The organism is Rhodoferax koreense, assembly GCF_001955695.1.
Classification (GTDB): domain Bacteria; phylum Pseudomonadota; class Gammaproteobacteria; order Burkholderiales; family Burkholderiaceae_C; genus Rhodoferax_B; species Rhodoferax_B koreensis.
Map to the genome: position 1 here is coordinate 3,276,181 of NZ_CP019236.1, position 21,043 is coordinate 3,297,223.

21 protein-coding genes are annotated in these 21,043 nt (G+C 66.8%); 9 read left to right on the forward strand and 12 right to left on the reverse strand.

Annotated features, from left to right (window positions below):
- Nucleotides 1-53: 53 nt before the first annotated feature.
- The 7 genes from RD110_RS15140 (at nucleotide 54) to RD110_RS15170 (ending at nucleotide 6,825) form a co-directional block, all read left to right on the forward strand.
- Complete coding sequence (locus tag RD110_RS15140; protein WP_076200241.1) at nucleotides 54-1,850, forward strand: nitrite/sulfite reductase; 1,797 nt, start codon at nucleotides 54-56, stop codon at nucleotides 1,848-1,850.
- Nucleotides 1,851-1,860: 10 nt separating this feature from the next.
- Nucleotides 1,861-2,304 (forward strand): DUF934 domain-containing protein, encoded by a 444-nt coding sequence (locus RD110_RS15145; RefSeq protein WP_076200242.1) that lies wholly within the window; start codon nucleotides 1,861-1,863, stop codon nucleotides 2,302-2,304.
- Nucleotides 2,305-2,322: 18 nt separating this feature from the next.
- A complete protein-coding gene (locus RD110_RS15150) occupies nucleotides 2,323-2,946 on the forward strand; it encodes a phosphoadenosine phosphosulfate reductase domain-containing protein (protein WP_076200243.1) in 624 nt (207 codons plus the stop codon).
- Nucleotides 2,947-2,970: 24 nt separating this feature from the next.
- Entirely contained in the window at nucleotides 2,971-3,915 is a 945-nt protein-coding gene (cysD, locus tag RD110_RS15155) for a sulfate adenylyltransferase subunit CysD (protein WP_076200244.1), read from the forward strand.
- 126 nt (nucleotides 3,916-4,041) lie between these two features.
- Complete coding sequence (locus tag RD110_RS15160) at nucleotides 4,042-5,358, forward strand: sulfate adenylyltransferase subunit 1 (protein ID WP_076200245.1); 1,317 nt, start codon at nucleotides 4,042-4,044, stop codon at nucleotides 5,356-5,358.
- A gap of 70 nt (nucleotides 5,359-5,428) precedes the next feature.
- Nucleotides 5,429-5,758, forward strand: coding sequence for a ferredoxin FdxA (gene fdxA / locus RD110_RS15165; RefSeq protein WP_076200246.1), 330 nt, complete (start codon nucleotides 5,429-5,431; stop codon nucleotides 5,756-5,758).
- 2 nt (nucleotides 5,759-5,760) lie between these two features.
- Nucleotides 5,761-6,825, forward strand: a complete 1,065-nt coding sequence (locus RD110_RS15170) for an NAD(P)/FAD-dependent oxidoreductase (protein ID WP_076200247.1) — start codon at nucleotides 5,761-5,763, stop codon at nucleotides 6,823-6,825.
- A 2-nt stretch (nucleotides 6,826-6,827) separates the two neighbouring features.
- Here RD110_RS15170 and RD110_RS15175 read toward each other — a convergent pair whose 3' ends face one another.
- The 5 genes from RD110_RS15175 to RD110_RS15195 form a co-directional block, all read right to left on the reverse strand.
- Complete coding sequence (locus tag RD110_RS15175; protein ID WP_157900197.1) at nucleotides 6,828-7,472, reverse strand: hypothetical protein; 645 nt, start codon at nucleotides 7,470-7,472, stop codon at nucleotides 6,828-6,830.
- A 109-nt stretch (nucleotides 7,473-7,581) separates the two neighbouring features.
- Nucleotides 7,582-8,814: an extracellular catalytic domain type 1 short-chain-length polyhydroxyalkanoate depolymerase gene (locus RD110_RS15180; RefSeq protein ID WP_239467046.1), complete on the reverse strand. Its 1,233-nt coding sequence runs from the start codon at nucleotides 8,812-8,814 to the stop codon at nucleotides 7,582-7,584.
- Nucleotides 8,815-8,958: 144 nt separating this feature from the next.
- On the reverse strand, nucleotides 8,959-10,434 hold the full coding sequence (gene sbcB, locus RD110_RS15185; RefSeq protein WP_076200249.1) for an exodeoxyribonuclease I: 1,476 nt from the start codon (nucleotides 10,432-10,434) through the stop codon (nucleotides 8,959-8,961).
- A 2-nt stretch (nucleotides 10,435-10,436) separates the two neighbouring features.
- A complete protein-coding gene (gene rnhA / locus RD110_RS15190; protein ID WP_076200250.1) occupies nucleotides 10,437-10,886 on the reverse strand; it encodes a ribonuclease HI in 450 nt (149 codons plus the stop codon).
- A gap of 96 nt (nucleotides 10,887-10,982) precedes the next feature.
- Complete coding sequence (locus tag RD110_RS15195; RefSeq protein ID WP_204249975.1) at nucleotides 10,983-11,768, reverse strand: class I SAM-dependent methyltransferase; 786 nt, start codon at nucleotides 11,766-11,768, stop codon at nucleotides 10,983-10,985.
- Between RD110_RS15195 and gloB the strand changes: the two genes are divergently transcribed.
- Nucleotides 11,767-12,543 carry a hydroxyacylglutathione hydrolase gene (gene gloB / locus RD110_RS15200; protein WP_076200252.1) on the forward strand — a complete coding sequence of 259 codons (777 nt, stop codon included), beginning with the start codon at nucleotides 11,767-11,769 and terminating at the stop codon, nucleotides 12,541-12,543. The genes RD110_RS15195 and gloB overlap by 2 nt on opposite strands.
- On the forward strand, nucleotides 12,540-14,075 hold the full coding sequence (locus RD110_RS15205) for a transglycosylase SLT domain-containing protein (RefSeq protein ID WP_083686291.1): 1,536 nt from the start codon (nucleotides 12,540-12,542) through the stop codon (nucleotides 14,073-14,075). The genes gloB and RD110_RS15205 overlap by 4 nt, the downstream gene beginning before the upstream one ends.
- Nucleotides 14,076-14,084: 9 nt before the next feature.
- Here RD110_RS15205 and RD110_RS15210 read toward each other — a convergent pair whose 3' ends face one another.
- From RD110_RS15210 to dnaX, 7 genes are all read right to left on the reverse strand, one after another.
- Nucleotides 14,085-15,266, reverse strand: a complete 1,182-nt coding sequence (locus tag RD110_RS15210) for a low temperature requirement protein A (protein ID WP_076200253.1) — start codon at nucleotides 15,264-15,266, stop codon at nucleotides 14,085-14,087.
- A complete protein-coding gene (locus RD110_RS15215; protein ID WP_076200254.1) occupies nucleotides 15,263-16,093 on the reverse strand; it encodes an ABC transporter permease in 831 nt (276 codons plus the stop codon). The genes RD110_RS15210 and RD110_RS15215 overlap by 4 nt, the downstream gene beginning before the upstream one ends.
- Nucleotides 16,094-16,095: 2 nt before the next feature.
- Nucleotides 16,096-16,914 carry an ABC transporter ATP-binding protein gene (locus tag RD110_RS15220; protein WP_076200255.1) on the reverse strand — a complete coding sequence of 273 codons (819 nt, stop codon included), beginning with the start codon at nucleotides 16,912-16,914 and terminating at the stop codon, nucleotides 16,096-16,098.
- A 38-nt stretch (nucleotides 16,915-16,952) separates the two neighbouring features.
- Entirely contained in the window at nucleotides 16,953-17,999 is a 1,047-nt protein-coding gene (locus tag RD110_RS15225; protein ID WP_076200256.1) for an ABC transporter substrate-binding protein, read from the reverse strand.
- Nucleotides 18,000-18,117: 118 nt separating this feature from the next.
- Nucleotides 18,118-18,708: a recombination mediator RecR gene (gene recR / locus RD110_RS15230; RefSeq protein ID WP_076200257.1), complete on the reverse strand. Its 591-nt coding sequence runs from the start codon at nucleotides 18,706-18,708 to the stop codon at nucleotides 18,118-18,120.
- A gap of 39 nt (nucleotides 18,709-18,747) precedes the next feature.
- Nucleotides 18,748-19,080, reverse strand: a complete 333-nt coding sequence (locus RD110_RS15235; protein WP_076200258.1) for a YbaB/EbfC family nucleoid-associated protein — start codon at nucleotides 19,078-19,080, stop codon at nucleotides 18,748-18,750.
- A gap of 28 nt (nucleotides 19,081-19,108) precedes the next feature.
- Nucleotides 19,109-21,013 (reverse strand): DNA polymerase III subunit gamma/tau, encoded by a 1,905-nt coding sequence (gene dnaX / locus RD110_RS15240; protein WP_076200259.1) that lies wholly within the window; start codon nucleotides 21,011-21,013, stop codon nucleotides 19,109-19,111.
- Nucleotides 21,014-21,043: the final 30 nt, after the last annotated feature.

The following is a 21,043-nucleotide window of genomic DNA, read 5'->3' on the forward strand; positions in this document are numbered from 1 at the left end:
GCGGCGCCAGCCAGGCGCGCACCGCATCCCATCGATGAAAACCTGACCACAAGATGTACCAATACACCGAGTTCGACAAGCAGTTCGTGCGTTCGCGCGCCAGCCAGTTCCGCGACCAGCTGGAGCGCTGGCAGGCCGGCAAGCTGGCCGAGGAGGAATTCCGCCCCCTGCGCCTGCAAAACGGCTGGTACGTGCAACGCTTCGCCCCGATGCTGCGCATCGCCGTGCCGTATGGCGAACTGAACAGCGCGCAACTGCGTGTCCTGGCCACCATCGCGCGCGACTACGACCACAAGGAAGACAACGACCTGTCCAAGGCCAACCCCGGCCTCTCCGACCTGAAGAGCCTGCCCAGCCGCTGCGCCCACTTCACCACGCGCCAGAACGTGCAGTTCAACTGGATTCCACTGGACAAGAGCGCCGACGTGATGGACCTCTTGGCCAGCGTCAACATGCACGGCATCCAGACCAGCGGCAACTGCATCCGCAACACCACCAGCGACGAACGCGCTGGCGTGGCCATCGACGAAGTGGCCGATCCGCGGCCGCTGGCCGAGATCATCCGGCAATGGAGCACGCTGCACCCCGAATTCGCGTTCCTGCCGCGCAAGTTCAAGATTGCCATCACCGGCGCCACCGACGACCGCGCCGCCACGGCCTGGCACGACGTCGGCCTGCATGTGCTCAAAAATGAAGCCGGCGAGATCGGCTTTCGCGTCATGGTGGGCGGCGGCATGGGCCGCACGCCGGTGGTCGGCACGGTGATCCGCGAGTTCCTGCCCTGGAACCAGATCCTCAACTACCTGGAAGCCGTGGTCCGCGTGTACAACCGTTGGGGCCGCCGAGACAACATCTACAAGGCCCGCATCAAGATCCTGGTGAAGGCCGAGGGCCAGCGCTACATCGACGAGGTGGAAGCCGAATACCAGCAGATCCTGACGCACGACGGCGCGCCGCACACCATCAGCCAGCAGGAACTCGACCGCGTCTCGGCCAGCTTCGTGGTGCCGGCCAGCCGCGTCGGTACCCTGCCCCTGTCGGCCATGCCGATCCCGACCATCGACCCGGCTGACACCAACTACCCGCGCTGGCTCGCCCGCAACGTGGCGCCGCACAAGAACCCGGCGCTGCGCTGCGTCACGCTGTCGTTCAAGCGGCTGGGTTATTCGCCCGGCGACGCGACCGGCGAACAGCTCGACATCGCCGCCGATCTGGCCGACCGCTACAGCGCCGGCGAGGCCCGCGTCACGCACGACCAGAACCTGGTGCTGCCCTGGGTGCGCGCCGACGAATTGCCCGCGCTGTACGCCGAAGCCCACGCGGCCGGCCTGGCCAAGGCCAACGTGCGCCTGCTGACCGACATGATCGTCTGCCCCGGCGGCGATTTCTGCGCGCTGGCCAATGCGCGTTCGCTGCCCATCTCGGAGGCCATCAGCCAGCGTTACCAGGACCTGGACGAATTGCACGACCTCGGCGAGATCGACGTGCACATGAGCGGCTGCATCAATTCCTGCGGCCACCACCATAGCGCCCACATCGGCATCCTCGGCGTCGACAAGGACGGCCAGGAGTGGTACCAGGTGACGCTCGGCGGCTCGGATGGCTCCGACCTCAGCGGCGCCGCCGGTGCCGGCAAGGTGGTCGGCCCGTCGTTCGCGGCGGCCGAAGTGCCCGAAGTCATCGAAGCCGTGCTCGACACCTACCGCAGCGTGCGCCAGAGCGCCGGTGACAAGGCCGAGACCTTCATCGACACGTTGCGCCGCGTCGGCCACGACCCCTTCAAGCAGGCCGCGAACGCCGCCCGCACCAGCACCGGCCGCGCCGCGCCGCAAGCCGCCACGGCCGCCTGAGGAAAACGATATGAAATTGATAGCATTCGCCGCCCATACCGCCCCTGCGGAAGGCCAAAAAGATGCCATTTCCCTGGCCAACGACGTGGATCCCCGCACGGTGCCGCTGGAAGGCGTGTCGCGCATCGACCTGAACTTCCCCAAGTTCACCGACGGCCGCGCCTTCAGCCAGGCTTTCCTGCTGCGCCGCCGCCTGGGTTTCCAGGGCGAGATCCGCGCCACCGGCGACGTGCTGATCGACCAGCTGGTGCAGATGCAGCGCAGCGGCTTCGACGTGGCCGTGCTGCGCGAAGGCGTGGACGCGAGCGCCGCGCAGCGCCAGTTCGACCGCTACAAGGGCTTCTACCAGGGCGACGCCGTGCATGTGGTGCCGCATTTCGCCGAACCCGCCAGCACGCTCGGCCCGGACGCGGCCGCCTACGCCGGCGAGCTCGAACGCCAGCATTCGGCCTGAACATCCCGAGAGAGAACCATGTCATCCTTCGACCTCGCCCGCATCAACGCCGAACTCGGCCGCAACGCCCCCGCACTGGTGGACTGGGCGCTGGGTTTGCGCCAGCCTGCCATCGTCACCACCAACTTCCGCCCGTTCGAGGCGGTCATCCTGCACCTGGTCACGCAAGTGAAGCCCGACGTGCCGGTGGTCTGGATGGACAACGGCTACAACACCGAGGCCACCTACCGCTTCGTGGATGAAGTGACCGAACGGCTCAAGCTGAACCTCAAGGTGTACTTGCCGCGCCGCTCGCGTGCGCACCGCGAGGCCGTGGACGGCCCGACGCCGGCGCTGGACGATCCGCGCCATGCCGCCTTCACCGAAGAAGTGAAGCTGGAGCCTTTTGCGCGCGCACTGCGCGAGATGGCACCCAAGGTCTGGTTCACCGCACTGCGCGCCACCGACACCGCCGTGCGCGCCCAGATGGACCCGGTGAGCATCAACCCCGACGGGTTGATCAAGGTCGCGCCGCTGCTGCACTGGTCGTCCAAGGAACTGCACGAATACTGCGAAACCCACGGCCTGCCCAACAACTTCGACTACGTGGACCCCACCAAGGGCGAAGACAACCGCGAGTGCGGCCTGCATCTTGCCCACTGAGGTCCACTGACCTTGACCCCACCCATGAACGCCCTGACCGACCACGCCGTGCTGCAATCCGCCGAACACCACCTGAGCAACGCCCACCTCGACGCGCTCGAGGAGGAAACCATCTTCATCCTGCGCGAGGTGGCCGCCGTGTTCGAACGGCCCACGCTGCTGTTCTCCGGCGGCAAGGATTCGCTGGTGCTGCTCAAGTGCGCCGAGAAGGCCTTCGGCGTCGGCCGCATCCCCTATCCGCTGCTGATGATCGACACCGGCCACAACTTCCATGAGGTGACCGACTTCCGCGACTTCCGCGCCAAGGAGCTCGGCGCCGAACTCATCGTGCGCAACGTCGAGGATTCGATGAAGCGCGGCACGGTGCGCCTGGCGCATCCGGGCGAATCGCGCAACGTGCACCAGTCGGTGACGCTGCTCGAAGCCATCGAGGAATTCCGCTTCGACGCGCTCATCGGCGGCGCGCGCCGCGACGAGGAAAAGGCCCGCGCCAAGGAGCGCATCTTCAGCCACCGCGACAGCTTCGGCCAATGGCAGCCCAAGGCCCAGCGGCCCGAACTGTGGACGCTGTTCAACACCCGGCTGCAGCCCGGCGAACACTTCCGCGTGTTCCCGATCAGCAACTGGACCGAACTCGACGTGTGGCAATACATCGAGCGCGAGAACATCGCCCTGCCCTCGCTGTACTACACCCACAAGCGCGAAGTGGTGGAACGCAAGGGCCTGCTCGTGCCGGTGACCGAACTCACGCCGCTCAAGGCCGGCGAAACCGCGGAGCAACGCGACGTGCGCTTCCGCACCGTGGGCGACATCACCTGCACCTGTCCGGTGGAAAGCTTTGCCGCGACGCCCGGCGACGTGGTGATCGAGACGCTCGCCGCCGACGTGAGCGAACGCGGTGCGACGCGCATGGACGACAAGACCTCAGAGGCGTCCATGGAAAAACGTAAAAAAGACGGATATTTTTGAACACCCCCAGGTTGCGCACTGCGTGTCGCGCCCACCCCCTTGCATGGGGCGACACCAGCGGCCCGGCAAAGCCGGTTCCGCGGTGTCCCTGGAATCAGACACGCTTGTCCTTTGACGATTGAGAATATGACAAACGCTACCATTTCCATAGCTACTCCCGCAGATATCACGGGCGCTACGGCACTTTCTGCCTTGAAATTCATCACCTGCGGATCGGTGGACGACGGCAAGAGCACGCTGATTGGCCGCCTGCTGGTGGACACCAAGGCCGTGCTGCAGGACCATCTGGCCGGCGTACAACGCCAGGGCGAAACCGATCTGGCGCTGCTGACCGACGGCCTCTCCGCCGAGCGCGAGCAAGGCATCACCATCGACGTCGCCTACCGCTACTTCAACACCGAAGATCGCAAGTTCATCATCGGCGATGCGCCGGGCCATGAGCAGTACACGCGCAACATGGTCACCGCCGCAAGCAGCGCCGACGCCGCCGTGGTGCTGGTCGATGCGACCAAGCTCGACTGGAAGAACGCCGCGCTCGAACTGCTGCCGCAGACGCGCCGCCATTCGCTGCTGTGCAACCTGCTGCGCGTGCCGAGCATCGTCTTCGCGGTGAACAAGCTCGACGCGGTGGAAGATTCCACGCTGGCCTTTGCCAACATCTCGGGCGCGCTGAGAAAGTTCGCCACGGCCGCCGGCATCCCCGTCGAAGCCATCGTGCCGGTCTCGGCGCTGAAGGGCTGGAACGTGGTCGAGGCCGGCCATGCGGACCTGCCCGACTGGTGCGGCTACAGCGGCCCGACGCTGCTGCAGATCCTCGAACAATTGCCCGGCACCCCGGCCGAAGTGGACCAGCCGTTCGCCTTCCCGGTGCAGTGGGTGGAGAAGTTTTCGTCGAGCGCGGACACCTCGCAGGGCCGCCGCGTGTTCTGGGGCCGCGTCGCCACAGGCGCCGTGCAGCCAGGCCAGGAAATCCGCATTCTGCCGAGCGGCCAGACGGCCACAGTGGCCCAGGTGCTGGACCACGCGCGGCGCCCGGGCAACGTGTCGGCCAGTCACAGCGCCGGCATCGTGCTCGACCGCGAGGTCGATGTGTCGCGCGGCGACTGGCTGCTGGCGAGCGGGAATTTCGAGGCGCAGCGCGAACTCTCTGCCACGGTCGCCTGGCTCGACGACGAGCCGCTGGTCGCCGGCCGCGTCTACTGGGCGCTGCACGGCCACCGCTGGGTCAAGGCCAAGGTGAAACGCATCGTGCACCGGCTCAACATCAACACCCTGGCCGAGGAAGACGCCACCGAGCTGCCGCCGAACGCCATCGGCCACGTCGAGCTCGCGCTGCAGGAACCGATCGCCACCCTGCCCTACCTGCAATCGCGCTCGCTTGGCGCGCTCGTGCTCGTCGATACGGCGAGCAACAAGACCGCGGGCGCGGTGCTGGTGCGTTGAGCGCCGGCCGCATCCTCGGCGACAGGCTTTAAAATCACGGGTTTCCCCTGTTCTTACCTTTGCAAATACCATGACCCACGTCGTCTCCGAATCCTGCATCCAGTGCAAATACACCGACTGTGTGGATGTCTGCCCCGTGGACTGCTTCCGCGAAGGCCCGAACATGCTGGTGATCGACCCGGACGAATGCATCGACTGCGCGGTCTGCATCCCCGAATGCCCGGCGAATGCCATCTTCGCCGAGGAAGACCTGCCGCCGGACCAACTCGCCTTCATCCAGCTCAACGCCGAACTCGCGCGCGCCGATGGCTGGAAGAGCATCACCAAGCGCAAGCCGGCCCTGCCGGACGCGGATGACTTCAAGGACAAGACGGGCAAGCTCGCCGCGCTGATCCGCTGAAAATGAGCGCGCCGGCTCCGATCGAAACCGATGCCGTCGTCATCGGCGCCGGCCCGGTCGGCCTGTTCCAGGTCTTCCAGCTCGGCCTGCTGGAGATCAAGGCCCACGTGATCGATGCGCTGCCCTATGCGGGCGGCCAATGTATCGAGCTGTACCCCGACAAACCCATCTACGACATTCCTGCCGTGCCGGCCACGACCGGGCGCGAACTGGTCGCGTCCCTGATGCGGCAGGCCGCGCCGTTCGAGCCGGTGTTCCATCTGGGTGAAGAAGTCGCGAGCCTGGCGCGCCAGGCCGACGGCCGTTTCCTGCTCGGCACCTCGCGCGGCAAGACGTTTCTCAGCAAGACGGTGTTCATCGCGGCCGGCGTCGGCGCCTTCCAGCCGCGGCGGCTCAGGGTCGACGGCATCGCGACCCTCGAAGGCCGCGACCTTTTCTACCATGGGTCACCGGCGGAAGACCTGACGGGCCGGGACGTGGTGGTCGTGGGCGGTGACGAAGCCGCGCTGCAGTGCGCCCTCGACCTCGCCTCGCGTGGCCTGGGCAGCGTCACGCTGCTGCACCGCCGCGACGTGTTGCAGGCCGGTGCCGCGGCCCTGGCCGAGATGCAGGCGCTGTGCGAGGCCGGCCAGATGGCTTTCCGCGTCGGGCAGATCATCGGGTTCGACACGCGTGTGGAAGCCGGCGAAAGCCGCCTCTCGGCCGTGCACGTCTCCGACGTGGACGCGCAATTGCACGTTCTGCCGGCCGACCGCCTGCTGGTGTTCCAGGGCTTGTCGCCCCGGCTCGGGCCGGTGGCCGACTGGGGCCTGGCCATGGCGCGCAAGCAACTCGAGGTGGACACCGAGCGTTTCGCCACCAGCGAGCCGGGCATCTTCGCCGTGGGCGACATCAACACCTATCCCGGCAAGAAGAAGCTCATCGTCTGCGGTTTCCATGAATGTGTGCTGGCGGCCTTCGGCGCCGTGGCCATCGTGTTCCCGGAGCGGCGCACGCTGCTGCAATACACCACCACCTCGCCCCGGCTGCACCAGTTGCTGGGCGTGGCCACGCCGGGCAAGGCGTAGCTTCAGAAGCTGGAGCGGTAGTACACCATCGGCCCGCCGCGTTTGCTGCGCAGCACCACCTTGCCGCCGCCATCCAGCTGCATCCCGATCGCGCCGAATTCGGGCGTGAGACCGCCGAACTTCGCACTCTTGAACTGCATTTCGACCCGGGCCGAATAGATCGGCTGATCCGCGTTCTGGATCAGGGTGTAGGCGTCCTGCGGCTGGTTCGGTTGGCTGATGCGGCGAAAGGCCACGACGTCGATGCGCCGCTGGTTCACCGGTGCCGAGCGCCAACGCACGCCGACGTCGATCGATGACTGGGCGCGGTTGCCGGTCCAATTGGCGGGGGGTGTATCGACACCGACAGCCAGGCCCAGCGCCGGCTGCGCGGCCGGGCGGCTCCAGGTATTGATCTCGAGACGCGTGGTGTTGGAATTGCCGAGATTCGCACTGCCCGTCGCCGTGCTGGAGGCGATTTCGAAAGCGGGCGGGGGCAGGCCGCTGGCAGCGGTCACGGTCGCGCTGCCGCCACCATCGCCGTCGGCAAGCGCCGAAGCCCCGCACATGGCGGCGCAGACCGCCACCGGCCAGACATGCAGCCGCCGGCCGCCGGAAGGCCTGAGAGCCGATTCGAGACCTTGTGCCGGACCATCCATGCTGTGCATCGCGACCCCTCCTTGGACGGAGCCCATTATGGAGGGACGGCCATTCAGCACAAGCTCTGTTTCAACCCGAAGCCTTGTCGGATTCGACCGACATTGTCCGCGTGGAACGCTACTTGCTATCGACCCGGCGGTGCATCTGAAAGAAGTTCCACATCATGAGACTCGCATCCGGCCCTGGCGCGGCATTGAAACGGAACTGTGCATCGCCGCCGCTCCAGGCGTGGTCGAGTCCCTTGATGCGGCACACGCGGACCAGGGTGGAACGGCCCAGGCTGTAGTCGAGGACCTGGTACGCATGGCGGGGACTGCGGCCCGTCAGGCGCTCTGCGAATTCGTGCGGCACCGGCTCTTGCGCTGCATCGTCGATGTGATTCACCAGCCGAAACTGCTGCGCGAGCTGCATCAGGTTGACCGAACGCACCACCTTGTCGGCATCGCCCTGCAGCAGGATTGCGGGCATGCGGGGGAATTCGGGGGACAGCGCCATGTCGTGCACGGCGTGCGCCAGGCTGTGGCTCGAGCCGTGCTGCATCGCTGAAAACGCACCCATGCGCGAATCCACCGTACCGAAGACCGGCGCCGAGTGCAGGCCCACGGCCGCAATCAGCTGCGGATGGCGCAAGGCCACGATCTGCGCCAGCGCGGCGCCCGCCGACAGCCCGGCGATGTAGACGCGGCTGGCGTCGATGGGCAGCGTACGCATCACCTTGTGGATCGCGCCCACCACCCAGCGCACCTCGCCGCCGCCCTGCTGAGTCGCGCGCAGATGCCAGTGCCAGCAGCGGTTGTTGTCCACCGAGGCCAGTTGCTGCGGGTACAACACGGCAAAGCCCTTGCGCTGCGCCAGCGCGTTCATGCGGGTGCCCTGGGCGAACTCCGCTGCCGTCTGGGTGCAGCCGTGCAGCATCACCACCAGCGGCATCGGCTTGTGCCGGTCCGCCAGCGCGCGCGTGGGCACGAACATCCAGTAGTCCATGCGTCGCGGCGGCGTTGCCAGGCCGCCAGACGGCTCGAGATGGTAGGAGCGCAGCCATTGGCCGTGGCCGGCCGCGGGCTTGACCGCGCCGCGGGCAGCCGGGCTCTTGATCGCCTTCGCGGCCTTTTCGCCCGTGACGGCGCGGCGCTTGGACGCAGGGGTGCTGCGCACGGCGGCGCGTGACGCCGTCGGCGCCTGCAGCAGGCCGATCGATTTGAGCACCTTTTTCACCGTGCCTTCGCTTTTGCGCTTGGCCGGTGCGGGCGCGCCGAGCAGGCTGCGCAGCAGCGCCGTGCCTTGCCGCTGCTGGACCTTGCTGATGCGCTTGAAACTTTTCAGCCACAAGCTGCCTAGATTTTTGCGCATTAATTAATTAACCCGATTTGCTGCAGTGCAGCAATTGTCGGGCTAACCGATAACTCGTGCCGTCCAAGGTCTTAATTAAGAATGGGCGTGCGATAAAAGTCCGCAATCACGGAGTTACCTTCGTTCACACGTATACGAAATGGGTCAATCCCGCTCGGGCGCGATCGCATCCGCGTAGTCGTACAACGCGCCCAGCACTTCTTCACCACGTTCGTCGGCCTCCTCCGAAAGCGCATCGATCTGCGCGAAGAAAGCCTCGAGGGTGCGCGCGCCGTCGGCTCCGTCGAAAAGCCGAATGGCACAGTGCTCAAGCCACCGCCCCCGCTCCTGCTCCGACAGGCTCGCGGGGAAATTGCGCGCCCGGTAGCGGAAAACCAACTCCTCGAGCCGCGTGTCGTCGAAACTGCTGCGCGCGGCGGCCAACTGTTCGGGCGACAGGCTGCGCAGGCGGTCGAGCCGCCGCCGGTCGTCGGGCGTGGGGAAACCGCCATACAGGTCTTCGTCGATGTCCGCGCGGTGCGCCTCGGCCGGCCTCTGGAACACCTCGGGCCAGATGGCACTCATGTCGGGCAGCGCCGCAGCGATCTCGCCATGCCGCAGTTGCCTGGCGACGTCGATCCCCCAGCGCGCCGCCATTTCGGCCGACAGCGTCTTCAGGTTGCCCACCACCATCGGCGACTTGTTCAGGTGCACGGTCTTCACCGGCAGGCGCGTCACGCCTTCGGGCAGGTCCTCGGCCTTGCTGAACAGCCGCAGCCGGATGTCCTCGGCACGCAAGCGGCCCAATTCACCCGGGTCGAAGGCCAGATCCCACGCGATGAGCTCGTTGCGGTTGGTCGGATGCATGGCCAGCGGCCACATCAGCGCCAGGCAGCCGCGTTCGACGCCGAACATGCCCGAGACGTGCAGGAAAGGCCGTGCGTTCTGCAGCGTGGTCGGCAGGCCGAGTTCGGCGGCCACGCGCTCCTTCCTGTGCAGGCCGAAACAGAATTCGAACAGCCGCGGCTGCTTGTCGCGGATCAGGCGGGCCAGCGCGATTGTGGCGCGCACGTCGGACAAGGCGTCGTGTGCCGCCTCGTGCGAAAGGCCGTTCGCCGCGCTCAGGTGTTCGAGCCGGAAACTCGTGACGCCTTCGGCGTTCTTCGGCCATTGGATGCCCTGGGGCCGCAGGGCATGGGCGGTACGCACCACGTCGAGCAGGTCCCAGCGGCCGCAGTGGTTCTGCCATTCGCGCGCATACGGGTCGATGAGGTTGCGCCACAACATGAAGCGGGTGATCTCGTCGTCGAAGCGGATGGTGTTGTAACCCACGCCGATGGTGCCGGGCGCGCCCAGCGCCTGGTTGATGCGCGCGGCGAACTCGTGCTCGGGAATGCCTTTTTCCAGGCAGGTCTGCGGCGTGATGCCGGTGAGCAGACACGACGCCGGGTCGGGCAGGTAATCGGGCGCGGGCCGGCAATACAGCATGATCGGCTCGCCGACCTCGTTGAGATCGGCATCGGTACGGATGGCTGCGAACTGCGCGGGCCGGTCACGCCGGACCTTGGTGCCGAAGGTCTCGTAGTCGTGCCAGAGAAAGGTCTGCGCGGGCGCGGTCGGCGCGTCACCGGTGTCGTCCATGTTCAACTCCGGCCCAGGGCCATGTCCACGCCGCGATTGGCCAGCATGTCCGCGCGCTCGTTGCCGGGGTTGCCGTTGTGGCCACGCACCCAGCGCCAGTCGATCTTGTGGCCGCCGCCGCTGACCAGCGCATCGAGCCGCTGCCACAGCTCCACGTTCTTCACGGGCTCCTTCGACGCGGTGCGCCAGCCCCGCGCCTTCCAGCCCGGCAGCCATTCCGTGATGCCCTTGAGCACGTACTGGCTGTCGAGGTAGAGCGTGACCTGGCACGGCTGCTTCAGCGCCGCCAGGCCCTGGATCACGGCCATCATCTCCATGCGGTTGTTGGTGGTGCCAAGTTCGCCACCGAACAACTCCTTTTCGAACGCGCCCGACTTCAGCCACACGCCCCAGCCGCCCGGTCCCGGGTTGCCCTTGCACGCACCGTCGGTGTAAATCTCTACTTGCGTCAAACGAACTCCTGCTTCCTGTTGAAAAAAACCAAGGCCACACGGGCCATACCGGCCATATCGGCCATATCGGCCATATCGGCCACTAGGACCGGATGGTCAGCCCGCATCATGGCCGTGACCGGCGCGATGCTGGCGGTTGGCCACCGGCACCGGCGCGCTGGCCCGGGCCTTGACTGGCTTCCAATTGGCGCCGAGCAGGCGCATGCCACGCACCCGCTTCACCGCCACCATGAAATAAACGCCGCCGAAGATCGACCACCAGCGTTCGCCCGCGCGGTCCATCCATTCGAAACGATTGAGCCAGGCCTCGCTGGCCACCGAAGGGCGGTAGCAACCGAAACGCACCGATTCAACCTCGAAGCTGAGCAGCTTCAGCCAGTCGCGCAGACGCCAGAAGCCGATGAATTCGCCTGCGTCGGGCAGATACAGCTCGCCGAAGCCCAGCCGGCGATACAGCCGTGCGCGGCGTTGGCGCATGCCCCACAGGCTCGCCGGGTTGAAGCCGCAGACCACCACCCGGCCCTCGGGCACGAGCACGCGCTCGACCTCGCGCAGCGTGGCATGCGGGTCGGGGCTGAGCTCCAGTGCATGCGGCAGCAGCACCAGGTCGAGGCTGCCCTCGGCGAAAGGCAGGGCTGCGAAGTCCGTCACCAGGGCGGTGCGCGCCGCGGCGGGGCCGGGTAAAGATGCATCGCTGGCCAGCCAGCGGTGCGGCATGCGGTTATTCTGCAGGCCGGCGAGCGCGGGCAGACCGAGTTGCAGCGCGTGGTAGCCGAAGATGTCGGCCACCGCTTCGTCGAAGCGCGCCTGCTCCCAGCCCAGCAGGTAGCGGCCAGGGGGTGTTTCAAACCACTCCTGCAAACCTATAATTTGACCGCTCATGAACTTACTTCCGCTGCCCGCCTTCGCGGATAACTACATCTGGCTGGTACACGACGGTCGCCGTGCCCTGGTGGTGGACCCGGGTGACGCGCAGCCGGTGTTCGATGCGCTGCAACGATGGGGCCTGCAGCTCGACACGATTCTAGTCACGCACCACCATGCCGATCACACGGGCGGCGTGGATGCGCTGCGCGACGCCACCGGCGCCCAAGTGTACGGCCCGGCGCGCGAGCAGATTCCGCAGCCGCTGGTGCGGCTGCAGGGCGGCGACCACTGCAGCGCACTGGGACTGGACTTCCAGGTCATCGACGTGCCCGGCCATACCGCCGGCCATATCGCCTTCTACTGCGCCGACCTTGGCGGCGCGCCGGCCGTGTTCTGTGGCGACACCTTGTTCTCCGGCGGCTGCGGCCGGCTGTTCGAGGGCACACCCATGCAAATGCTGGCCTCGTTGAGTGCCCTGGCGGCCCTGCCTGCGGCCACTCGCGTATGCTGCGCCCACGAATACACCCTGAGCAATCTCAAATTTGCGCGGGCAGTGGAACCCGGCAACGCCGAACTGCTCCACTACACAGCCCGCTGCGAGGCGTTGCGGGCCGGCCACCAGCCCACCCTGCCATCGAGCATCGGGCTGGAGCGACAGATCAATCCTTTCCTGCGCACCCGCGAAGCCGCCGTTCAACAGGCCGCGAGGGCGTTCGACCACCACAACACCAGCCATGACGAAGCAGGCGTGCTCGGCGCACTGCGGACATGGAAAAATCAATTCACATGAAACTTCACCAGTTCATCGGCCTGGCCGCCCTGCTTTGGCTCACCGGCTGCGCCAACATGGCCAACAAGACCGACAAGACGGCCGATCCCCTTTCCACCTCCTCCACCTCCTCGGCCGGCCAGGCCCACACCGCCGAATACCCGATGGGCCGGCTGCGCCCGATCACGGCGGCCGAGGCCAGTTCGCGCGGCGTGGCTCAGCTCTCGCCGCCGGCCGACCTGTGGGAGCGCATCCGCCGCGGCTTCGCCATGCCCGACCTCGAGAGCGACCTGGTGGTCGACCGCGAACAGTGGTACGCCACCCGGCCCGACTACATCCTGCGCATGACGGAACGCTCCAAGAAATACCTGTTCCACATCGTCGAGGAACTCGAGCGCCGCGACATGCCGACCGAACTCGCGCTGCTGCCCTACATCGAGAGCGCCTTCAATCCCCAGGCCGTCTCGAGCGCCAAGGCCGCCGGCATGTGGCAGTTCATGCCGGCGACGGGCAACTATTTCGAGCTGCGACAGAACGTGTTCCGCGACGACCGGCGCGACGTGCTGGCCTCGACCCGCGCCGCGCTCGACTACCTGCAGAAGCTGCACGACATGTTCGGCGACTGGCAACTCGCGCTGGCCGCCTACAACTGGGGCGAAGGCAGCGTGGGCCGCGCCATTGCGCGCAACCAGAAGCTGGGCCTGCCCACCGGCTATGCCGACCTCAACATGCCGGCCGAAACCCGCATGTACGTGCCCAAGCTGCAGGCGGTGAAGAACATCGTGGCCCATCCCGAACTGTTCAACGCCGATCTGCCGCTGATCGAAAACCATCCCTACTTCCAGTCGGTGGACATCTCGCGCGACATCGACGTGGCGCTCGCCGCCAAGCTGGCCGACGTGAGCCTGGAAGACTTCAAGGCGCTGAACCCGTCGGCCCATCGCCTGGTGATCCTGGCCGCGGGCACGCCGCAGATCCTGCTGCCCTGGGACAACGCCAACGTGTTCCGCCGCAACCTGGAAGCCTATAGCCAGGGCCAGTACGCCAGCTGGACGGCCTGGACCGCGCCGACCACGATGAGCGTCAGCGCCATCGCCCAGCAGGTGGGCATGAGCGAGGCCGACCTGCGCAACATCAACAACATTCCGCCGCGCATGCTGGTCAAGGCCGGCTCGGCGCTGGTGGTGCCGCGTTCGGCGAAGATGGACGACGTGACCGGCCAGGTCGCCGACCATGCGCAACTGAGCCTGTCGCCGGAGATCGTGAACCGCAAGGCCGTGGTCAAGGCCGGCCGCAAGGAGACCGTGGCCAGCATCGCGGCGCGCTACAAGCTCAGCGTGGCCAGCGTGGCCGACTGGAACAACGTCAAGCCCGGTGCCGCCTTCAAGGCCGGCCAGGCCGTCACGGTGTACCTGCCGGTGACGGTGCGCAGCGCGGCCCAGCGTACGACCAACACGGCGACCACGACCACCGGCCGCACCACGCCGGCCCACATTCAGAAGATTTCCCGCAAACCGTCGAACACCGTGGTGCGCAAGGCGCGCAAGAAGTAGGCGTCGGTTTCAGTGCGTGCGGGTCGCCATGCCGGGGCGCCGCCGCGCCACGGCTTCCCAGCCCGCCACTGCGGCCAGCACCGCCGTGGTGGCCGCGCCGATGACCGCCACCGTGGCGTGCGCGGCGATCCCCACCAACAGCACCAAGGCGGCAAGCCCGGCCAGGTGCGACAGTGGCACCCGCCCGAACACCACGCGCTTGAACAGGGCATTACCCAGCAGGTAGATGGCCGGGCCGCCGAGCAGCACCGCCAGGTACTTGGCCTCCACGTGGTGGGGCCCATGGCCGATCACCAGTTCGTCGGCCACGGCGCAGACGATGACGCCCGCCACCAGGATCACGTGGGTGTAGTGGAAGTAGGCGCCGATGCGGCCGGGGTCATCGGAATGCTCGATCTTGTGCGCAGCCTGCTGGCTGCTCGTGTCGAAATACATCCACCACATGGCCAGGCTGCCTGCGAAGGCGACGAGGAAATTCATCAGGTCGCCTGCATGCCACTGCGCCTCTTGCGCCAGGGCCACACCGCTGGCCAGGATCGATTCGCCCAGTGCCACGATGACGAACAGCTGGCAGCGCTCGGCAAGATGCCCGCCGTCGATGGTCCATTCGCTGGTGGCCGAACGCCCCAGGCCCGGAAACGCAAAGCCGAACATCGGCGCCACGTATTCGCACAACACCGCTGCCATCCACAACAGCAGACGCTGCTGCATGTCGCCAGCCAGGCCGCCGGCGATCCACAGCGCCGCCGAGACCAGCAGCCAGGCCAGGATGCGACGGAAGTTGGCCTGCAGCGCATGACCACGCCCCAGCGCCAGCAGCACCCACAGCGTGCGTCCGACCTGGATCGCCGCATAACAGCCAGCAAACACCAGGCCGCGTTCACCGAAGGCCTGCGGCAATGCTGCCGCCATCACCAGCGCCACCAGCATGATGGCGAACAGCACACAGCGGATAGGCAAGGCCCCGGGGTTGAACCAGTTGGTGACCCAGGCCGTGTATTGCCAGCCCAGCCAGACGGCGAACCACATCAGCAGGGTCTGCACGGCGCCCAGCGGCGTGAGATGGTCCAGCAGGTAATGCGAGAGCTGGGTGACCGCGAAGACGTAGACCAGGTCGAAGAACAGTTCTTCGTTCAGGACCCGGGCGGCACTGCCGCGCGGGCGCAGAAAGGGATGAGCGACCGTATTCAAAGTTTCTCCATGTCCAAGCCGCGAGGCTGCCACTTCATGAGCCTGCGCTCGACGCGGCCTACCGCGCCATCGAGCAGCAATGCGAACACGGTGAGGACCACGATCCCCGCGAACACGGTGTTCACGTCGAATGTACCTTCGGCCTGCAGGATGAGGTAGCCCACGCCGCGCGCCGAACCCAGGTATTCACCCACCACCGCACCGACGAAGGCCAGGCCGACCGAAGTATGCAGGCTGGAGAACACCCAGCTCGTGGCACTCGGCAGATAGACCGTGCGCAGCAGTTGCTTGCGGTTGGCGCCGAGCATGCGCGCGTTGGCCAGCACGACGGGACTGACCTCCTTCACGCCCTGGTAGACGTTGAAGAACACGACGAAAAACACCAGCGTGACCGCCAGCGCCACCTTGCTCCAGATGCCCAGGCCGAACCACAGCGCGAAGATCGGCGCCAGGATCACCCGAGGCATGGCATTGGCGGCCTTGATGTACGGGTCGAGCAGCGCACTCGCCAGCGGCGCCAGCGCCAGCCACAGGCCGCCGACCAGGCCCGACAGCGTGCCGATAGCGAAGGCCAGCCCCGTCTCGAGCAGCGTCGTGCCCAGGTGGCGGTAGATGTCGGCCCGCCCCGGCAGGCCCTCGGGAAAGACGCTCCCCGGGCCGAGAGCGAAGGGCATGAACCAGGACCACACCCGGCCCGCGACCTGCACCGGTTCGCCCAGGAAAAACGCAAGCCGCTGGTCGCGCGAGGCCAGTTGCCACACGGCCAGCAGCAACACCAGCAAGCCTGTCTGCCACGCACGCAAACCGCGCAACTTGTGCTCTCTCATCGTCAGGCCACTCTGCGCAGTTGCTGCGCATAGCCTTTGAGCACCTCGTCGCGCAACACCGCCCAGATCTGAGCGTGCAGTTCGACGAACCGCGGATGCATGCGCACCTCGGCCACGTCGCGCGGGCGCGGCAGGTCAACGCGGAATTCGCCGATCGGATGCGTGCCGGGCCCGGCCGACAGCACCACCACCCGGTCGCTCAGGGCAATGGCTTCGTCAAGGTCGTGGGTGATGAACAAGACTGCCTTCTTTCGTGCGGCCCAGAGGTCCAGCAACTCGTTTTCCATGAGCTGGCGGGTCTGGATGTCGAGCGCGCTGAAGGGTTCGTCCATCAGGATGATGTCGGGGTCGAGCGCCAGCACCTGGGCCAGTGCCGCGCGCTTGCGCATGCCGCCGGACAACTGGTGCGGATAATGGTCGGCGAAGGCTTCGAGGCCGACGCGTCCCAGCCAGTCCAGCGCCTGCTGGCGCGCTTGGTCGGCGGACACACCGCGGTACTCCAGGCCGGCCATCACGTTGCCCAGCGCGCTGCGCCACGGCATCAGCGCCTCGGCCTGGAACATGTAGCCCGCGCGCCGGTTGATGCCGGCCAGTGGATGGCCGAACACGCGGATTTCGCCGGCCGTCGGCCCCAACAGCCCGGCGGCCACATTCAGCAGCGTGGACTTGCCGCAGCCCGTGGGTCCGACCAACGAGACGAACTCGCCCGCCCCCACGCGCAGGGTGGTGTCCGCCACCGCCTCGTACGCGGCCGGGCCGGTGTCCTTGCGAGACCTGAAGGCACACGACACATGCAGGAATTCGAGCGCCGGGTCGGTCATGCGGAATCGGCGTGCGCGGTCGGTTCTCTCACACCGGCTCAGGCCTTGAACTTCTCGCCTGCGCGCAGGGCGAATTCGTTGGTGTAGAGCTTGGCGAGATCGATCCTGTCGGCCTTCACCGTGGCATCGAAACTGGACAGCGCCTTGAGTGCGGTCTTCGGGCCCTCCTCGGGCACCAGGCCATTGGGCGAGATGGCTTCGCGGATCTTGCTGAACGATGCGAGATACAGGGCGCGGTCGCCAAGCAGATAGCTCTCGGGCACGGTCTTGATGATGTCGCCCGGGCCGGCGGTCTGCAGCCACTTGAGTCCGTGCACGATGGCGTTGGCCAGCGCCTGCGTGGTGTTGGGGTTCTTGCGGATGAATTCCAAGGGCGCGTACAGGCAGGCCGCCGGCATCGCGCCGCCGAACACGTCCTGCGTGCCCTTGAGCGTGCGGGTGTCGGCGATGATGCGCACGTCGCCCTTTTGCTCCAGCATGGTCATGACCGGGTCGGTGTTGCTCATCGCATCGATCTGGCCTGAACGCAAGGCGGTCAGCGCACCGGCCGAGGTGCCCACGCCGATGAAGCTCACGTCGCCGGGCTGGATCCCCGCGCGCGACAACACCAGGTTGGCCACCATGTTGGTCGAAGAGCCCGGCGCGGACACGCCGATCCTGCGGCCCTTGAGGTCGGCCAGCGACTTGAAGTCGGGCAGGGTCTTGTTGGAGATGCCGATCGCGATCTGCGGTGCGCGGCCCTGCAGCACGAAGGATTGGAAGAACTGGCCCTTGCTCTGCAGGTTGATGGTGTGTTCGAACGCGCCCGAGCACACGTCGGCCGAGCCGCCGAGTACCGCCTGCAGCGCGCGCGCGCCACCGGCGAAGTCGCTGATCTCGACTTCCAGGCCTTCGGCCTTGAAGTAGCCCAGTTGCTCGGAGATGGTCAGCGGCAGGTAGTAGAACGCGGCCTTGCCGCCCACCGCCATGGAAATGCTGGATTTTTCGAGCTTGCCCTGCGCGCGCAGCGCCGGACAGGCCACGGCGGCCGCGGCCACGGCCGCGCCAATCGCGAAGCGGCGGCGTTGGATGGGGAATGGGTGCATGGATCGTTGTTTCGGGCCTTGGTGTCGAAAAGCTTAACAACTCCACCCCAAAGCGCCATCAGGACATCCCCATGGGGGTTTCCACGTAACTCGACCGTAGCTCCGCCGAGGCCGGGCCTCAGCGCCTGTCGACCAAAGCGTGCGCGATGGTGCCCAGGTCCACGTATTCGAGTTCGCTGCCCACCGGTACACCGCGTGCGAGCCGCGTCACGCGCAGGCCACGGGCCTTCAGCGTCTCGCCGATGACATGGGCCGTGGCCTCGCCTTCGGCGGTGAAGTTGGTGGCCAGGATCACCTCCTGCACCGCGCCGTCGCCGGCCCGGTCGAACAGTTTCTGCAGCCCGATGTCCTTGGGACCGATGCCATCGAGCGGACTCAGCCTGCCCATCAGCACGAAATAGAAACCCTTGTAGGCGCCGGTGCGCTCCAGCGCGGACTGATCGGCCGGCGTCTCCACCACGCACAGCTTGCCCGCATCGCGCGTCGCATCCAGGCAGGTGTCGCACACCGCGTTTTCGGTGAAGGTATGGCAGCGCTCGCAATGCCGCACATGGCTGGCGGCCTGCGCCAGGGCCTGCGCCAGGATCTGCGCGCCCTCGCGGTCGTGCTGCAACAGGTGAAAGGCCATGCGCGAGGCCGACTTCACCCCCACCCCGGGCAAACGCCGCAAGCCCTGGATCAGGGCGTTGAGCGAACTGGAATCAGACATCGATCGGCCAATCACCGGCGGGGCCGCCCTCGCGCCGCATCAGAACGGGAATTTCATACCGCCTGGCAGTCCCGGCATGCCCGCCGTCAATTTGCCCAGCTTTTCCTGGCTGGTTTCCTCGGCCTTGCGTACGGCGGCGTTGAAGGCGGCGGCCACCAGGTCTTCGAGCATGTCCTTGTCTTCGCCGAGCAGGCTCGGGTCGATGGTGATGCGCTTGACGTCGTGCTTGCAGGTCATCAGCACCTTGACCAGGCCCGCGCCGGATTCGCCGGTGACTTCGACGAAGGCCAGTTCGTCCTGGGCCTTCTTGAGGTTGTCCTGCATCGCCTGGGCTTGTTTCATCAGGCCGGCGAGTTGTCCTTTGTTGAACATGAGTTTTCCTAGAGAAGAGATGAAAAAGTTAAAGGGGCTTGATGCTGCCGGGCACGATTTTCGCGCCAAAGTCCCGCATCATCGACTGGACGAAGGGGTCCTCGAGCAGGATCTCCTCGGCCACCCGTTGTTTCTCGGCCGCTGCGGCGGCATTGCGACGCGCGGGACTGTCGCTGACCACACCCACCTCGACGCTCAGCGTGGCCGCGCCCTCCGCACCGTCCACACCAGGCATCGCACCCAGGGCGGCGCGCAGGCGTTCGCGGCTGGCCGGCTGGTTCAGCGATTCGCGTTCCACGCGCAGCATCCAGTGTGCACCATCCCTGGCCACCAGTTGCGACTGCAGCGCGAGCTCACGCGCCAGCGCGGTGATCGCCTCGGCGGCAACCAGCTGCTGCACCGTCGCATGCCAGAGATCGCCCTCCTCTGTCGGCACGAAGCTGCTCGCCGTGGGGCGACCCGGTGCGGGGACGGCACCGGGCTGCACGGGTCTTGGCTGCAGGCGCTCGCCGGGTTCGGCCTGGACGCGCACAGGAATGCCGACCACGTCATTGACGGCTGCCACCGGTGCAGGTGCAGGTGCAGGTGCAGGTGCAGGTGCAGGTGCAGGTGCAGGTGCATCTTCCCATGGCGGTGTGTGCGCTGGGGCCGCGGCGGGTACCGCCGGTTCAATCGAGACCGGGGCCGTGGCGGCAACGGGCGCAGGCCGCGGTGCCGGCACCGATGCCGGGGGCGGCACTGGGGGGGTGGTCGATGGATGGGCCGCAGGCGGCCGCCCTCCATCATTCAGAGTTTTTTTTTCCGCCGAGGCGCGTACCACGCTGCCCGGCTTGAAGGCCAGCAGGCGCAACAGCACCATGGTCAACGCCGCGTATTCGTCGGGCGCCAAGCCCAGTTCGGCACGGCCATGCAGGCACAGGCTGTACAGCAACTGGGTTTCGTCGGCGGGCATGGCCTGGGCCAGCCGGGCCGTGTCGCCGGCTTCGGGGTCGGCGGCATCCTGCGCGCCATCGCTCCAGCCGGGCACGGCCTGGATCACGGCCATGCGTTGCAGTACCGCGCTCATCTCCTCCAGCGTGGAGGCGGCACTCAGGCCGTTCAGGCGCAATGCTTCGGTGGTTTCGACGACGCTTCTGCCGTCGCCGTTGGCCAGCGCCTCGATGAGCCGGAACACATAGCTGCGGTCCACGCTGCCCAGCATCTGGCGCACCGTGGCCTCGGTGAGCTGGCCGCTGCCAAAGGCGATGGCCTGGTCGGTGAGCGACAGCGCGTCGCGCATGGAGCCGCGCGCGGCCCGCGCGAGCAGCCGCAAGGCCAGCGGCTCGGCCGGCACCTGCTCGGTCTGCAGCACCTGGGTGAGGTGTGAGAGCACCGTCTCGGGCGCCATCGGCCGCAGGTTGAACTGCAGGCAACGCGAGAGCACGGTCACCGGCACCTTCTGCGGATCGGTCGTGGCCAGCACGAACTTCAGGTACTCGGGCGGCTCCTCCAGCGTCTTGAGCATCGCGTTGAACGCGGTGTTGGTGAGCATGTGCACTTCGTCGATCATGAAGACCTTGAAGCGGCCCTGCACCGGCTTGTAGACGGCCTGCTCGAGCAACGCCTGCACCTCGTCCACGCCGCGGTTCGAGGCCGCGTCGAGCTCGGTGTAGTCGACGAAGCGGCCGCTGTCGATGTCCGTGCAGGCCTGACACACACCGCAGGGGCTGGCGGTGATGCCGCCCGTGCCATCCACACCCTGGCAGTTGAGCGACTTGGCCAGGATGCGCGACACCGTGGTCTTGCCCACGCCACGCGTGCCGGTGAACAGATAGGCATGGTGCAGCCGCTGCGTCGTCAGCGCATTGCCGAGCGCCTGCACCACGTGCTCCTGCCCCACCATCTCGGTGAAATTGCGGGGACGGTACTTGCGGGCGAGCACGAGATAGGACATGCCCGGATTCTAAGGTGGCGCTGCACGTCA

Coding starts and splice junctions, on each gene's coding strand:
- RD110_RS15140 (WP_076200241.1), top strand. CDS start 54: ATGTACCAATACACCGAGTTCGACAAGCAGTTCGTGCGTTCGCGCGCC.
- RD110_RS15145 (WP_076200242.1), top strand. CDS start 1,861: ATGAAATTGATAGCATTCGCCGCCCATACCGCCCCTGCGGAAGGCCAA.
- RD110_RS15150 (WP_076200243.1), top strand. CDS start 2,323: ATGTCATCCTTCGACCTCGCCCGCATCAACGCCGAACTCGGCCGCAAC.
- cysD (WP_076200244.1), top strand. CDS start 2,971: ATGAACGCCCTGACCGACCACGCCGTGCTGCAATCCGCCGAACACCAC.
- RD110_RS15160 (WP_076200245.1), top strand. CDS start 4,042: ATGACAAACGCTACCATTTCCATAGCTACTCCCGCAGATATCACGGGC.
- fdxA (WP_076200246.1), top strand. CDS start 5,429: ATGACCCACGTCGTCTCCGAATCCTGCATCCAGTGCAAATACACCGAC.
- RD110_RS15170 (WP_076200247.1), top strand. CDS start 5,761: ATGAGCGCGCCGGCTCCGATCGAAACCGATGCCGTCGTCATCGGCGCC.
- RD110_RS15175 (WP_157900197.1), bottom strand. CDS start 7,472: ATGCACAGCATGGATGGTCCGGCACAAGGTCTCGAATCGGCTCTCAGG.
- RD110_RS15180 (WP_239467046.1), bottom strand. CDS start 8,814: ATGCGCAAAAATCTAGGCAGCTTGTGGCTGAAAAGTTTCAAGCGCATC.
- sbcB (WP_076200249.1), bottom strand. CDS start 10,434: ATGGACGACACCGGTGACGCGCCGACCGCGCCCGCGCAGACCTTTCTC.
- gloB (WP_076200252.1), top strand. CDS start 11,767: ATGAACTTACTTCCGCTGCCCGCCTTCGCGGATAACTACATCTGGCTG.
- RD110_RS15195 (WP_204249975.1), bottom strand. CDS start 11,768: ATGAGCGGTCAAATTATAGGTTTGCAGGAGTGGTTTGAAACACCCCCT.
- RD110_RS15205 (WP_083686291.1), top strand. CDS start 12,540: ATGAAACTTCACCAGTTCATCGGCCTGGCCGCCCTGCTTTGGCTCACC.
- RD110_RS15215 (WP_076200254.1), bottom strand. CDS start 16,093: ATGAGAGAGCACAAGTTGCGCGGTTTGCGTGCGTGGCAGACAGGCTTG.
- RD110_RS15220 (WP_076200255.1), bottom strand. CDS start 16,914: ATGACCGACCCGGCGCTCGAATTCCTGCATGTGTCGTGTGCCTTCAGG.
- RD110_RS15225 (WP_076200256.1), bottom strand. CDS start 17,999: ATGCACCCATTCCCCATCCAACGCCGCCGCTTCGCGATTGGCGCGGCC.
- recR (WP_076200257.1), bottom strand. CDS start 18,708: ATGTCTGATTCCAGTTCGCTCAACGCCCTGATCCAGGGCTTGCGGCGT.
- RD110_RS15235 (WP_076200258.1), bottom strand. CDS start 19,080: ATGTTCAACAAAGGACAACTCGCCGGCCTGATGAAACAAGCCCAGGCG.
- dnaX (WP_076200259.1), bottom strand. CDS start 21,013: ATGTCCTATCTCGTGCTCGCCCGCAAGTACCGTCCCCGCAATTTCACC.